General features: G+C 29.7%; 8 protein-coding genes. 7 read left to right on the forward strand and 1 reads right to left on the reverse strand.

Annotated features, from left to right (window positions below; all coding sequences use genetic code 4):
* Nucleotides 1–298 precede the first annotated feature (298 nt).
* From rpoB to V2E24_RS00285, 6 genes are all read left to right on the forward strand, one after another.
* Nucleotides 299–3,898: a DNA-directed RNA polymerase subunit beta gene (rpoB, locus tag V2E24_RS00260; RefSeq protein ID WP_330500425.1), complete on the forward strand. Its 3,600-nt coding sequence runs from the start codon at nt 299–301 to the stop codon at nt 3,896–3,898.
* The gene (locus tag V2E24_RS00265; protein WP_330500426.1) at nt 3,891–8,297 is read left to right on the forward strand and encodes a DNA-directed RNA polymerase subunit beta'; all 4,407 of its coding nucleotides are present in this window, start codon (nt 3,891–3,893) and stop codon (nt 8,295–8,297) included. The genes rpoB and V2E24_RS00265 overlap by 8 nt, the downstream gene beginning before the upstream one ends.
* 416 nt (nt 8,298–8,713) lie before the next feature.
* Complete coding sequence (locus tag V2E24_RS00270; protein ID WP_330500427.1) at nt 8,714–8,863, forward strand: variable surface lipoprotein; 150 nt, start codon at nt 8,714–8,716, stop codon at nt 8,861–8,863.
* Between the two features lie 63 nt (nt 8,864–8,926).
* The gene (locus tag V2E24_RS00275) at nt 8,927–10,258 is read left to right on the forward strand and encodes an IS1634 family transposase (protein ID WP_330500428.1); all 1,332 of its coding nucleotides are present in this window, start codon (nt 8,927–8,929) and stop codon (nt 10,256–10,258) included.
* Nucleotides 10,228–10,572, forward strand: coding sequence for a hypothetical protein (locus V2E24_RS00280; protein WP_330500429.1), 345 nt, complete (start codon nt 10,228–10,230; stop codon nt 10,570–10,572). The genes V2E24_RS00275 and V2E24_RS00280 overlap by 31 nt, the downstream gene beginning before the upstream one ends.
* 196 nt (nt 10,573–10,768) lie before the next feature.
* A complete protein-coding gene (locus tag V2E24_RS00285; RefSeq protein ID WP_330500430.1) occupies nt 10,769–13,102 on the forward strand; it encodes a hypothetical protein in 2,334 nt (777 codons plus the stop codon).
* A 41-nt stretch (nt 13,103–13,143) separates the two neighbouring features.
* Here the strand turns inward: V2E24_RS00285 and V2E24_RS00290 are convergent, their stop codons facing one another.
* The gene (locus V2E24_RS00290; RefSeq protein WP_330500431.1) at nt 13,144–14,325 is read right to left on the reverse strand and encodes a restriction endonuclease subunit S; all 1,182 of its coding nucleotides are present in this window, start codon (nt 14,323–14,325) and stop codon (nt 13,144–13,146) included.
* A gap of 237 nt (nt 14,326–14,562) precedes the next feature.
* Between V2E24_RS00290 and prfA the strand changes: the two genes are divergently transcribed.
* Nucleotides 14,563–15,645 carry a peptide chain release factor 1 gene (prfA, locus tag V2E24_RS00295; protein WP_330500432.1) on the forward strand — a complete coding sequence of 361 codons (1,083 nt, stop codon included), beginning with the start codon at nt 14,563–14,565 and terminating at the stop codon, nt 15,643–15,645.

A 15,645-nucleotide genomic window follows, 5' to 3' on the forward strand; every position in this document is an offset into this window, starting at 1 on the left:
TGATTTTTTATTTTTGTAAATCAGAGGAAAATAATCTTAAAAATATTCAATTTTTGCCTTAAAAATTTTTGTTTTTTTGTAGTAAAATAAAAACAAGAATATATTAAAAGAAAATATTTAACTTAAACCCCTTTAAACATGGTTTTAATGCTTAATGGGTATTTTTCATATTTTCTAATTTTTTATTTCCAAAAAAATAATTTAGTAGTAAAATTTATATGCTTTATTAGACAAAGTATATTTTTTGCTATCAATTATTGAATAATTGAAGCGATTTTTAAATAGTAAAAGGAGTGCGATGAATAAAAATTACAAACTTCGTAAATTTGGTCCCAAAACAGAAAGACGTGATTATTCAATCACTAAATATTCTTTACCTGTTTTTGACATTTTAACAACAAGTAAAGATAGTTTCGAAAAGTTTTTAAAAGAAGGAATTGAAGAACTTCTTTTAGAACACTATCCAATTGAAGCGGCAGATAAAAAAGTTAAATTAGACTATGTTAAAAAATCACTTCGTATAGAATATCCATACAAAAAGGCAACTAGCGAAAGTGAAGAAATTAAAAAATGTAAAGCTAAAGGAATCAATTTTGCTGCACGTTTATATGTAACATTAAAACGTGAAATCACAGGAACTGGGGAAGTTAAACAAGATGATGTTTTACTTGGTGAAATTCCTTTAATGACAAGTGGAGGGAGTTTCATAATTAACGGATCTGAAAAAGTTATCGTTAGTCAGCTTATTCGTTCACCAGGTGCTTATTTTGGACGTGGTGTGCGTAACAAGCAAAGTGATGACCTTTTTAACAAAGTTGAGGTTTTACCTAGAATTGGTAGTTGATTAGAAATTTCCCATAAAGTTACTTCTTCAAATACTGACTCAGTTAAAGTTAAAATTGATAAAAATAAAAATGTTAACTTGACAACATTTTTAGGTGCTCTAGGTTTAATGCCAAAACAAATTAAAAAGCTTTTTGGTGAAAGTGAAGAGTTAATTGAGACATTAAACAGAGATAAATTTATTAATAATCCTGATTTAACTGAAGCCGAAATTATCGATCAAATTCAAGAAGAATTGTTTAGAGGAATTAGAAAAGGGGACCGTATTAGCGATGATGCTAAACGTTCATTAATTCCAAATATCTTTTTCGATAAGAAAAGATATAACCTTTCAGCTACAGGACGTTATATGTTAAACAATAAATTAAGTGTTGTTGATCGTATAACAAATACATACTTAGCTGAAGATATCAAAAATAAACAAGGTGAAGTTTTATACACAAAAGGAACATTCATCACACACAATATAGCCAAAGAAATTAGCGATGGTTTTAAAAATGGTATTTTACCTTTAGATGTAATTGACGGCATTAATACAGAATTAGTTTATTATAGACTAATTGAACAAAACAAACAATTACTTAAAAGAAACAAAATCGCTAAAGTTAAAGTATATCCAAACAGAAAAGCAATGGAAAACAAAGATGTAAAACCTACTCTTGTTATTGCTAATGACCCAAGAGCTACAGAGCAACATTTATTAGTTTCTGATATAGTTGCTGTTGTAAGTTATTACTTCAACTTAATTGAAGGAATTGGGCAAGATGATGATCCAGACTCAATGATTAATAAACGTATTGTTAGTGTTGGAGAATTATTAGAAAATCAACTTAATGTTGCTTTAACTAAATTAGAAAAAACAACACGTGAAAGAATGGGGGCTAAAGAGCCTGAAAAAGTAACTGCTAAAAATGTTACAAATAACAAATTGGTTACTAACCAAATGAAAACATTCTTTAACTCATCAAAATTATCTCAATTCATGGACCAAATTAATCCTTTAGCTGAGGTTTCAAATAAACGTCGTGTTACAAGTTTAGGGCCAGGTGGATTGAACCGTGATACAGCGCAATTTGAAGTTCGGGATGTGCATTCAACCCACTATGGAAGAATTTGTCCAATCGAAACTCCTGAGGGACAAAACATCGGTCTTATTTTAAACTATGCTATTTATGCAAAAGTTAATGAAATGGGATTCTTACAAACTCCTTACTTTAAAGTTAATAATGGTGTTGTTGATTATAATGATGTTCATTATTTAACAGCAAGCGAAGAAATTGGAAGTAAATTCGCGCAATCATCAGTTCATGTTGATCAAGACAACAAAATTATTGATGAAAACTTAACAATTAGACATAATTACAACTATATTATTGGAAAACCTGAAGATGTTGATTTTCTTGAGGTTAGTTCTAAACAAATGGTTTCAGTAGCTGCTGGTGCTATTCCTTTCTTAGAAAACGACGATGCCAACCGTGCACTTATGGGAAGTAACATGCAACGTCAAGCAGTTCCTTTACTTGAAGCTGAAGCTCCATATGTTGCAACAGGAATTGAGTGTGACATTGCTAAATATTCTGCATATAACATTGTAGCTAGAAATGCTGGTGAAGTTGTTTATGTTGATTCACAAAAAATTCACGTTAAAAATGAAAAAGGTGTAACTGACAAATATTCACTTAGAAGTTTTGAACGTTCAAACCAAGGAACAGTAGTTAACCAAAGACCATTAGTACAATTAGGTGATTTTGTTGAAAAAGGTGACTTATTAGTTGATGGTAGTTCATTTAAAGATGGTGAATTAGCCTTAGGTAAAAACGTTTTAGTTGCATTTACAACATGAAACGGTTATAACTATGAGGATGCTGTTATTATCAATGAAAGATTAGTAAAAGATGATGTTTATACATCAATTCACATTGAAGAACAAACAATTCAATTTAGAAATTCAAAGGCTGGAGACGATAGATTAACAGCTGAAATTCCAAACGCAAGCAAATTTTCATTACGTAATTTAGATGAAAATGGAATTGTTAAAGTTGGAAGTGAAGTTGTAGCTGGGGATGTTTTAGTTGGAAGAGTTTCTCCTAAAGGTGAAGAAAACCCTTCGCAAGAAGAGAAATTATTGATGGCTATTTTACAACAAAGACCTTCAAATGACAAAGACACATCTCTTAAAGTTAAAAACGGACACAATGGAACAGTTATAGGGATTGAGGTTTTAAGTCGTGAAACAGGTGATGTTTTAGAAGATGGTATTGACAAAATCGTTAAAGTATCAATCGCCCAAAAAAGAAAAATTAAAGTTGGTGATAAGATGGCAGGACGTCACGGAAACAAAGGGGTTATCTCTATTGTTTTACCAGAAGAAGATATGCCACACTTAGAAGATGGAACACCTGTTGATATTATGCTTAACCCACAAGGGGTTCCTTCACGTATGAACATTGGTCAAGTTCTTGAGTTGCACTTAGGAATGGCAGCTAGAAAATTAAATACAAAATTCGTTACACCTTCTTTTGATGGGGTTAAAAAAACTGATATTGAAAACGCTTTAATTGAAGCAAACTTATCAAAAACAGGAAAACAAATATTAATTGACCCAATTACAGGTAGAAAATTCGATAACCCAGTTAGTGTTGGGGTTATGTACATGTTAAAACTTAACCATATGGTTGATGATAAAATGCACGCGCGTAGTGTAGGACCTTACTCACTTATTACTCAACAACCTCTTGGAGGAAAGAGTCAAAACGGGGGACAAAGATTCGGGGAAATGGAAACATGAGCTATTGAATCTTATGGAGCTACAAACGTATTGCAAGAAATTTTAACTTATAAATCTGATGATATTAATGGAAGAAACATGCTTTATAGTGCATTAGCACAAGGTAAAGAACTTCCAAAACCAGGAACACCTGAATCATTTAACGTTTTAAGTTATGAATTAAGAGGTTTAGGAATTAAACTTGAACCTATTACTGTTGATGAAGCATCTATCGAAGAAAACGAAGAAATTATGCAACACTTAGAAGGAGATATTGACAATGAGTAATTTTGATAAAGATAATAAAAAAGTTATTGAACGTATAGCTCTAAGTTTAGCAACTAACGAAGATGTTTTAAGTTGATCAAACGGGGAAGTTACAAAACCTGAAACAATTAATTATAAATCATATAAACCTGAAAGAGATGGATTGTTTGATGAATTAATTTTTGGGCCTACAACAGATTACAAATGTCCTATTTGTAATACAAAATACAAAAGAAGCGACGAAAACACAATTTGTTCAAAAACTCCCGCTTGTGAAAAATACAAACCAAAAATTTTACCTAAAATCACACGTAGAAGCAGAATGGGACACATTCGTCTACACAATCCAGTAGTGCATTTTTGATTCTTTAAAATTGACCACTCAATTATTTCTAAATTATTAGGACTTAAAGTTCAAGGTTCAAACAAGGCTGTGGCCAAGGGAGATTTAGAAAAACTTATTTACTATAAATCACATATAGTTTTAGAAGATGGTGGACTAAAAAGCTTGAAGAAAAACTCAATTATTGATATTAATGAAGCTGCTACTACATATGAGCAATGTTTAATGGAAATGCTTACTATGTATGAACCTGATACTGAAGAGTATGAAGACATTAAAGTGGCTTTAGATGAGTTACGTGAATACGCTTCAAGTAAAATGGGGAAAGATTACGGGATTGATTTTTATGAATATAATGACATTATTCATGAATATTCAGACGCTAAAATCGGAACAGGTAGTCAAGCAATCGAATACTTGTTAACTCATATTGATTTACATAAAGAAGCTGAAGAAGTTCAAAAAGAAATTAATGCTATAAACAGCGAAATTCCTGCTGGAGAAATTTTAACAGGAACTAAAGCTCAAGATAGAGCCAAATTATATAAACGTTTAACTATTATTAATTCATTTATTAAATCAGGACAAAAACCAACAAGTATGTTAATTTACAACTTACCTGTTATTCCTGCTGATTTACGTCCTTTAATCCAACTGGATGGAGGAAGACACTCAACAAGTGATATTAACGAGTTATACCGTCGTATAATTATTAGAAACAATCGTTTAGAAAAATGAAACGAATCAGATGCTCCGATGTTAATTAAACAAAATGAGTACCGTATGATTCAAGAGGCTGTTGATGCTTTAATTGATAACGCACGTAAAAAACCAAGCCCAGTTGTTTCAAAAGATTCAAGACCGCTTAAATCTATTTCAGACGCAATTACAGGGAAAAAAGGTCGTTTCCGTCAAAACCTTTTAGGAAAACGTGTTGATTATTCAGGACGTAGTGTTATTGTTGTTGGGCCTAGCTTAAGAATGCACCAAGTAGGTATTCCTCGTGATATGGCTGCTAAATTATTTGAGCCATGAATTGTAAGAGAAATTATTAAAAATGACCCTTCAATTAAATCAATTAAAGCCGCAAAGAAAAAAGTAGAATCATTAGATCCGATGATTTGACCATATGTGGAAAGAGCAATTGAAGGTAGACCAGTTTTACTTAACCGTGCTCCTACACTACACCGTCTTAGTATTCAAGCGTTTGAACCTGTTTTAATCAGAGGAAAAGCTATTAAACTTCATCCACTTGTAACAACAGCGTTTAACGCCGACTTTGATGGGGACCAGATGGCTGTTCACGTTCCTATTTCTGATCAAGCAGTTAGAGAAGCTAATGAATTGATGTTAGCCTCAAAAAACATTTTAGGTCCTAAAGATGGAGAACCAATTATTAACCCTTCACAGGATATGATTTTGGGTCTTTATTATTTAACAATGGAAAAAGCTCAAGCTAAAGGTGAAGGTAATTACTACTCAAGCTTTGATGATATGATGAGCGCTTATGAAGAAGGATTTATTACACTTCACACAAGAGTTGTTTTACCAATTGACTCATTAAAAAAGAATGGTTTATCACAAGATAAAAACAAAAAATATGTTGTATCAACAGTAGGAAAATTCATTTTAAACAATGTTTTCCCTGAAGATTTTGAATTTATTTTTGGTAAAAGAGTAACTAAAATTACAAAAGCTAATCCAGATGGAAGCATATCAACTAAAGAAGTGGAAAAAATTCACACTTCTGAAAATGCTGCAGATGAATATACATTTGGATATGGACACAATTTCAAAGAATTTATTGACAATTTACCTGTAAACAACGCTTTAAGCAAAAAAGACATAGCTAAAATTGTTCAAAAAGTTTACGAAAAATATGTTGCTGTTGTAACAATGCAAGACATAGCTGAAGTTATTAATCAAGTTGATAAAGATAACTATCAAGATATGTTTATTGAATGTGCTGAGTTGGTTGATTACAAAGGTGATAAAATCAACACAGTTCACGCAAAAACTCTTGCAAACATGATTAAAGATAATTTCAGAAAAATTGATTATGAATTATCTCGTAAAAAAGCTAATGCTGAAACACAATGAAACATTAACGACTACACAAAATTACTTGAAAGAGTTTGATTTGATTACTCAAACAAAGTTGCTTCTATTCTAGATAAAATTAAAAATATCGGATTTAAGTTTTCAACTATTTCGGGTACAACAATTTCAATGAACGACATCACAACAGTTCCAAGTACAAAACAAAAAATTAAAGAAGGTGAAGAATACACAGATAAATTAAAAGAATTCTTTGCCGATGGGTATTTAACTGATGATGAACGTTATACTTTAACAATTCAAAAATGATCTAAAGTTAAAGAAAGCATTGAAAACGATCTTAAGGAAGTTACTAAATCAGATCCATACAACCCATTATTTATGATGTTTACTTCAGGAGCTCGTGGTAACTCATCTAACTTTGTTCAGTTAGCTGGTATGCGTGGATTGATGAACAACAACACCAAAGTTTTAAAAGCCGATGCGGCTAACGATAGGGTTGTTCGTAGTACTGTTGAAATTCCTGTTAAGTCATCATTCTTGGATGGTCTTACAGCTTATGAATTCTACTCTTCAACTCACGGGGCTCGTAAGGGACTTACCGATACAGCCTTAAACACAGCTAAATCAGGGTACTTAACACGTCGTTTAGTTGATGTGGCTCAAGGGATAGTTGTTAGAGAAGAAGATTGTGGAAGTGATTTTGGATTTGTGGTTAAAGATATTAAAGATACAAAAACCGATACAGTTATTGAAAGTATTAGAGAAAGAATTGAAGGTAGATTCACAAACCGTGAAATTTATGATCAAGACAATAATTTAATTGTAGCTTCTAATACTTTGATCACACCAGAATTGGCTGATGAAATAGTAAATAAACATAACATCAAAGAAGTGGAAATACGTAGTGTTCTTTCATGTCATACACGTAATGGGGTATGTAAAAAATGTTATGGTAAAGATATGGCAACTAACAGAATAGTTAACATTGGTGAAGCTGTTGGAGTTGTTGCTGCTCAAAGTATCGGAGAACCTGGAACTCAGCTTACAATGCGTACATTCCATACCGGAGGGGTTGCTGGGGTTGAAGATATTACAGGTGGATTTGGTCGTTTAATCGAACTTATCGATGCTTATGACTCGCCTTGAGGTCGTCCAGCTGTTATTAGTGAACACACTGGAGTTGTTAAGTCTATTGTTGTTGCTAAAGATAAAGATAACAAAGAAACAGATACACAATTAATCACAGTTGAATTCTTAAACCACAATGACGAGTTAGAAGAAAAAATATATTCAGTTAAACTAAGTCAAAAATTACGTGTAAGTGTTGGTTCAAAAGTTGTGCCTGGACAAAAATTAGTTGAGGGTCCAATTGTATTAACTCACTTATTAGAAACAGTGGATACACGTGCTGTTCAAAACTATTTATTAAAAGAAATTCAAAGACTATACCGTTTACAAGGTATTACTATTAGTGATAAATATATCGAAATTATTATTCGTCAAATGTTATCTAAAATTATGATTACCGATCCAGGAGATTCTAACTTCTTTACAGGTAGTTTAGTAGATACATTTGTATATCAAAGAGAAAATGGTCGTTTATTAAGTGAAGGTAAAAAACCAGCTTATGGAGAAGTAAAAATCCGTGGAGCTAAACAAACACCTTTATTAAGTGATTCATTCTTAGCAGCTGCTTCATACCAAGAAACAGCTAAAATTCTTGTTAATTCATCAGTTTCTGAAAGAGTAGATAATCTTGAAGGTCTTAAAGAAAATATTATTTTAGGACATAAAATTCCTGCTGGAACAAACATCAACTATGAAATTAAAGGAAAATATGATATTAGAGATCCTAAGTCATACTTTAAAGATAAAGTGCAAGTGCTTGACGAAAACGAAAGCGTTGACATTGATGAAGAGTTTGATGATTTCTTAAGTTCTGATATTTTCGAAGATAACGAATTAGCAATGGAAACTATGGAGTTTGAAGACGATAGTTTCGACGATTTTGAATAATTATTAAAATAACCAAAAATATCGATTTTTAGTAAAAATCGATATTTTTTTTAACTTTTCCAAAAAAAATATCGAATATGATGTTTCCACATTAGCTCCAAATGCATTTGCACTTTTGTTTTTAAAATAACTAAATTAACTATAAAATAATATCTTTTGAGTGTCATTAATAAAAATCTTGGGTTTAAAAATATGGAAAAGTTACCCAAAAAAATTTTTTCACAAGCTCAAGAAATTTATTTTTTATGTGCTATATTTATGTAGGTGTTTTTTTAAAAATGCCAAAAAGTTAAAAAAAGCGACTTTAACTAAGCGAAAAACAACTTTTTCGCAAAAACATATTTTTCTTATTTTTGGTTATTCGTTTATAAAAATAAGAAAAAAGCACTAATAAAACTATAAAGAAAGAAGAAATAATGAAACTAAAAAACAAAAAAATAGCTTTTTCATTGTTGGTTACTTCTTCTGCTTTAGTAATTCCGCTAATTGCAGCAAGTTGCAATTCAACCCAAGTTTCCAAGTTAGAGCCCATTTTTAGTGTTTTTTTAAAAGTTATTTATATATAAATATATAAATAAAAAAAATAATTTTTTTACATAATTACATTGTAATTATGGTATAATATAAGAATGACAGAAAAGTGACTTCTTATTAAAAGAAAAAATAAAAATTCCACATACTTATCTTTAGCGATATCTGGTGGGTTCGGTAAAGGGTATAAAAAAAGTATTGGAATAGGCACTTTAGAAAAGTGAAGTGAATATACAGATGATCCCTTTGAAAAAATTAAGGAGTTAGTTAAAAATTATTCGACCGAATGAGAAAGAGAACAAATAATTCGTAAATTAGAAATTGATATTAAGAAAGTAAATAAAGAATTGGTCAATATCAATTATGGTTATGAATTTATTTATTCATTTTTACAAAAACTTAATCCATTTGAAAATTGTTCTCCAACTAAATCTAAATATATGTTGGACATTCTTAAGTATTTAACAATTTCAAGAATCATAAACCCTGGAAGCATGATTAATTTATATGAGTCAAAAAGTAAATTTGATATTGATTTAGAAGCTAAAAAAAGCACTTTTTACAATTCTTTAGATTATTTAGCTCAAAATAAAAACGAAATATTAAATTCAATAAACGCTAAACTAGTGAACAGGAATAATAGAAAAATCGATATTATCTGATATGACTCGTCTACAGTTTATTTTGAATCATTTACTAGAGAAGGTTTGAGACATCCAGGTTATTCCAAAGATGGAAAATTTAAAGAAGATCAAATTGTAATAGGAATGGCCACCGATGCAAATGGAATTCCATTTCACTATAAATTATTCAAAGGTAATACACCAGATTCATCAACGTTCATAAATTTTGTTTTGGAAATTAAAAAAGAATACCAAATAAATAAGCTTACGATAATTGCCGATAGAGGAATGAGCACAAATAAAAATATCAGATTTTTAGAAGATAACAATATTGACTATATTCTTTCTTATAGGCTTAAAAGCAGTTCAGAAGCTAGAAAAACATATTCTTTAGACGAAACTGGATATAAAGGTGATGAGAACTTCAAGTACAAAGAGGTTGAATTTGCTTCACTATGAAAAAATAAAAGAAATAACGGACATAAAAGACGTTTTGTGGTTACTTACAGCAAAAAAAGAGCAATTAAAGACAGAAATGATCGCCAAATATTAATTGATAATTTTATTAAACTTCAAGATAAAAATGGTTTAGTAAGTGAAAAAGATATGAGTTCAAATAAAAAATTCAGATTTTTCGAAAAAATTGGTGGTAAAGGGTTTTATAAACTAAACACACAAAAAATAGATGAGGATTCTAAATATGATGGATATTACGCTTATGAAACCTCGAGATTTGACTTAAAACCCAATGAAATAGTCGAATTATACGCAAAGCAATGGCAAATGAAAGTAACTTTAGGGTTTTAAAAGACGCTTTATCTGTTAGACCTGTTTATGTTTGGACACAAAAACATATAGAAGGTCATTTCTTACTATGTTTTTTATCAACTGTTTTAGTAAATTACATTTTAAATGTTTTAAACTCCAAACTAATTGAGTACGGTGTAGTCGGAGAAAAAGTTACTTTGCACTATTTTAGAAAAGTGATTTCAGAAACACTCAAGGTTGTAGAAATAGTTAATGATAAAAAAATAAGCCAAAATTACATTATTAATAAAGATAACGAAAAATTAATTAACGATTTCTTTTCTTGAAAAGATTTAGTAAAAGACCAAATATAAAAAACCAACGCTGACTTAAAGTCAACGTTAGTTTAAAATTACATAACAACTTGGAAACTCGGGAAAAAGTTAAAAAAAGCGACTTTAACTAAGCGAAAAACAACTTTTTCGCAAAAACATATTTTTCTTATTTTTGGTTATTCGTTTATAAAAATAAGAAAAAAGCACTAATAAAACTATAAAGAAAGAAGAAATAATGAAACTAAAAAACAAAAAAATAGCTTTTTCATTGTTGGTTACTTCTTCTGCTTTAGTAATTCCGCTAATTGCAGCAAGTTGCAATTCAACACAAGCTAACCCAAAAAACCCAGTTACTGAACCATCACTTCCATCAACACCTAATACAAATAACGCTTCAGTAACACAAACTCCTAACATTGGATCAACATATTTAATTGATGCCAATGATGAACAAATGTTAAATCAAATGCCTTTTAGTTATTTTATTAGCGAGCCTAATTATTTTAAAAGTGTAATTCTAAAACCAATACTCGCAAAAGAAGCCAACAAACAATTCAGGGAAAAAGACTTTAACATCTCTATAAGTGCTGATCAATTTAAAAACATTCAAGTTACTAAAAATGCAGATAATACAGCTTCATACACAATCGATGTAACATTTATGCCTGCTAATTTATCAAATAAAAAATTCGAGCCCAAGAATTCAAAATACACATTTAGTAACATTCATTATTCTCAATTAAGTGGTATTAATCATGAATTAAAAGCCACAAGAAACTCTACATTTAACACAAATACATTATTTAATAAGATCATTACTTTAGATATAAATTTAAAAAACAATTCGTTTTTAGGGTATTTATCTAATAAAGATAACTACAATAAAATAATTAAAGATATAGAATCACATCTAAACTTAAAAAACGCAAAAGTAGTCAATGCAGCAGTTGATTTTACAAAGTTTAGAAAAACAGCCGCTGACACATTTGTTTTAGATTTTTGGGTTGTAGGTGTTAATGAAAGTGCACACTCTAACGGTGCTAAAGCTATTAAATTAGAAGTCGCTTTTAAAGTTTCAAACGAATTTAATATCATACAAGATGCATCAAAAGCAACAGAGCAAACATACCAAATAGCACAATTATATAATTATCCTGCTATTGGTTTAGCCAGTGATACAAAATTGGAAAACTATAGAATTCAAGACTTATTAATTTCTGATCCACAGTTAAGAAAAAGATATCTACACATTTTTGAAAAAAATCTTGGATTAGTAGATTTAGGTTACGAAATTCACTACGCAGGTGCGGCAGATATAAATAATTCTCATGAATTAGTTCCTGGTATGTCTGTTGCTAGATTATGACTTGCTAAAGGTAGTGGAAGTGTTCCGGGGATTAGCTCAAGCACTAAAGCAATATACATTTTAGTGCCAACAGTAAAAGTTGTTGCTAATAATGTTTTTGCCAACACAAAATTAGAGTTTTCTCAAACAATAAGTCAACAAGACACATTAGGCTCATTTTTAGCTAATCCCACAACACAAAAGCAAGTACTTCAAGAAGTTAAAAACACTTTAGTCCAAGCTAACAAAAACTTAGAAAATGCAACATTATTTGTTGATGAAGAAACTTTTACATCTTTCGAAGAAGTTCCTTCTACTGAAGCAAACACAAAAACTTACAAAGCCAAAATTAAGTTATTAACTGATTTTGGTCAAACATCAATCGCCAACAATCAAGTCAAAATTTTAGAAGATTCAAGAGCGCTTGTTACTTTAGAAGTATTACTAAAACAAGCTCATACTCCTTTTAAAAATAATCCAAATACACCAAATTTAGCAACTTTTGATGAATCTAAATTGACTAACTTATTTGTTTATAATGTTGATTTATCGCAAGCTTCGACAATGACAAACAATTTATCAAGTCAAACACTCCCAATTTATTATGCTGATGCTAATTTACGCTCAAAAATTATCGAAAGTTTATTAACTTCTTTAAAAGGTAAAAATATCACAGTGGTTTCAGCAGCAAAAGATTTTGATAACTTCCACAGAATCAGTAATGACGCTTTTGTTTTAGATTTTTGAATTGTCCCTATTAATAATCATCAATTAACTAACCAAGCAAAAGCGCAAAAAGTTAATGTTTTAGTGAAAGTTCAAAACGAAACACCTAATGATAAAATTGTTGCCAATGATTTAGCTGCCAACTATAATGCAGCATTAATTCAAAACCAATTCGTAAGTTTTAATGACACTAATGCACCACTAATAATCAGTGACTTTTCAGGATATTATCAAAATTCAGACAACAGATTAAACTTAATAAAAACACTTAAAAATAAATTAAATATATCTGAAGATTCTGAAGTTGATATTGTTAATGCTCAAGATTTAAGCGTCGATAGCAACGCTTCAAAAGTACTTATAGAACCATTTGAAAATAATCCTGGTGTCGCGATTGCGCAATTTTGAATTGTTTCTAAAAAAGAATCAAAATTATTCACAAATGCACAAAAAACACCAGTACAATTGCAAGCGCTTGTATGATTTAAAAAACAGTAATTCTTATTTGTAGCAAAAAAGCTGGATAAATTCCGGCTTTTTTAAATAAATATTTTCTTTGCGATGTTATTTTTTATTTGTTCAATTTTACTTATTTTATTGTTGTATAGGCTTATAAGTGTATTTAAAACATGTATAAAATGTGCAATTTTATTTTGTTCTTTTATATTTGTAGTTATTTTATATTTTGTTTTAGCTAAATCTTTAGCATACATATGTGAAATTACACTTCCTGATATTCATTGATAAAGTTTTTGTTTTTGAGAGTTAATTAAGTAACTCATAAAATCAGAATTAATATTATCTTGTTGGAGTTTTGAGGCTATGATAATATCGGCACCAATGTTTACCCCTTCAATGTTAATGCTAGCACATTGAGCTGTTCCATTTTTAACTGTGCTTGAAGAAGGAAAAAGTAAATCTCCGTATTTACTTTGAGAAGTTGTTGAATAATTGCAGCTATATTTAACTTGATTGATTATTTGGTCATAAATTGTAAAAAGTTGTGGATATGAAATTGATAAATTAATTTTAGATTCAAAGATATCATTATTGCTTATTTGTTTACCTTTAGAAAAAATATAAAAATCACTTAAAGTAAATTCGATCCACTCATTTTTAAAATCATTGAATCTTATTTGCGGAAAATTAGAATTATCTAAGCAAAACATTTTGGTTAAAAAATTACTTTTAAGCCTGTTAATAAGCATTATTTTTTGATTTAAATTATTTAAGTGTTTGTCAATGGATTCAAATAAATTGGCTATTTTATTTTGTTGATCAAGGTTTGTTAAAAGTATTTTTGTTGAGAGCACATCTTCTTTTAATAATGATGGAATATTCGCTGATTGAAGTGTAGAAGAAAAAGAATTAACAGTTTTAAAAAAATAATAAACGAAAATATCATTAACTTGATTTGATTTTTTATTTATTAACACATATGCACTATTACCTAATCAAAAATTTTTTCTAACAAAATTAACGCTTCCTGCTGCACCTCTAGCGCTAACAACAATTTTGTTAGCCAAATTATTATAAGAATGATAAAAACCTGTATTACTTGTTCCACCATTGTAGACAGGATAAACTCAAATAGGGTTTTGTTCTTCTTTTATAACGAATTCTCCTGATTTAACTGTGTACAAGTCTTTTAATTCAAATTCTTCTCAATTTTTATGATCAGAGTTAAAGCTAATTTTAGGAATATGTGTTTTGTGTTTCATGCTTCTCCAATTACAATATAGGCAAATTGTTTATAAATATTTTATATAAAATATTGGGCAAAAATTTTATTTTTAACGATTAAAAAAAGTTGTTTACTCGCTTATAAGTTTTTAGAAATACATGATAAAAATATTTTTCAAATAAGTAATACTAAACCTATAAAAAATTACTTTTTATTAGTTATGAGCCTAAAAAAGATTATCAATAAAATATGCATTTGATATAATAAAAAAACTATGGAAAATACAATGTATAAATCTTTACTAAGCATCAAAGAAAAATATGATCAAATGCAACAAATGCTTTCAGATCCAGAAGTTATTTCTGATATTAAAAAGTACACAAAACTAACAAAAGAAATTAACTCAATTGAAGATATCGTAGAGGCTTTTAATAATTATCAACAACACGAAAGCGATTTAAAAAGTGCTAAAGAATTACTTACTTTAGAAAGTGATGAAGAATTAATTTCTCTAGCTAAAATGGAAATTTCTGAAAGTGAACAGGCCCTTGAAAAACTTGAACAAGAACTTAAGATTTTAATTTTACCTAAAGATGAAAATGACAATAGAGACGTTATTGTCGAAATAAGGGGTGCAGCCGGAGGTGACGAGGCTAATATTTTTGCGGGTGATTTATTTAGAATGTACACAAAATGATGTGATCAAAATAACATGAAGTGAAAATTAATTGACTCAAGTGCAGCTGAATCTGGTGGTTTTACACTTGTTACCTTTAGTGTTACAGGTGATAAACCATATTCTAAATTAAAATTTGAAAGTGGAGTTCATAGAGTTCAAAGAGTCCCTGTTACAGAAACAAAAGGAAGAGTTCACACATCTACTGCAACAGTTACGGTTATGCCCGAAATTGATGATCAAATTGAAATTGAAGTGAAACCAGAAGATATTAGAGTTGATGTGTTTAGATCAAGTGGTAACGGTGGTCAAAGTGTTAATACAACAGATAGTGCTGTAAGAATTACACACTTTCCAACAAATATAGTTGTATCATGTCAAGAAGGTAAATCACAAATACAAAACAGAGAATTAGCTATGCGTGTTTTAAAATCTAAATTATACGAATTAGAATTACAAAAAAAACACGAAGAAGAATCAGGATATAGAAAATTAGCAGGAAGCGGAGCTAGAAGCGAAAAAATTAGAACATACAACTATCCTCAAGATAGAGTAACTGATCATAGAATTAGCTATTCAACTAGCTTATATCCAGTTATGGAAGGTAAAATTAACAACATTATTGATGCTTTATTAACCGAAGAACAAAACGAAAAAATCAAAGAAGCGGGTTTTAATTAA

The sequence above is a fragment of the Mycoplasmopsis ciconiae genome, assembly GCF_036350065.1.
In the GTDB taxonomy this organism is placed as follows: Bacteria; Bacillota_I; Bacilli_A; order Mycoplasmatales; family Metamycoplasmataceae; genus Mycoplasmopsis; species Mycoplasmopsis ciconiae.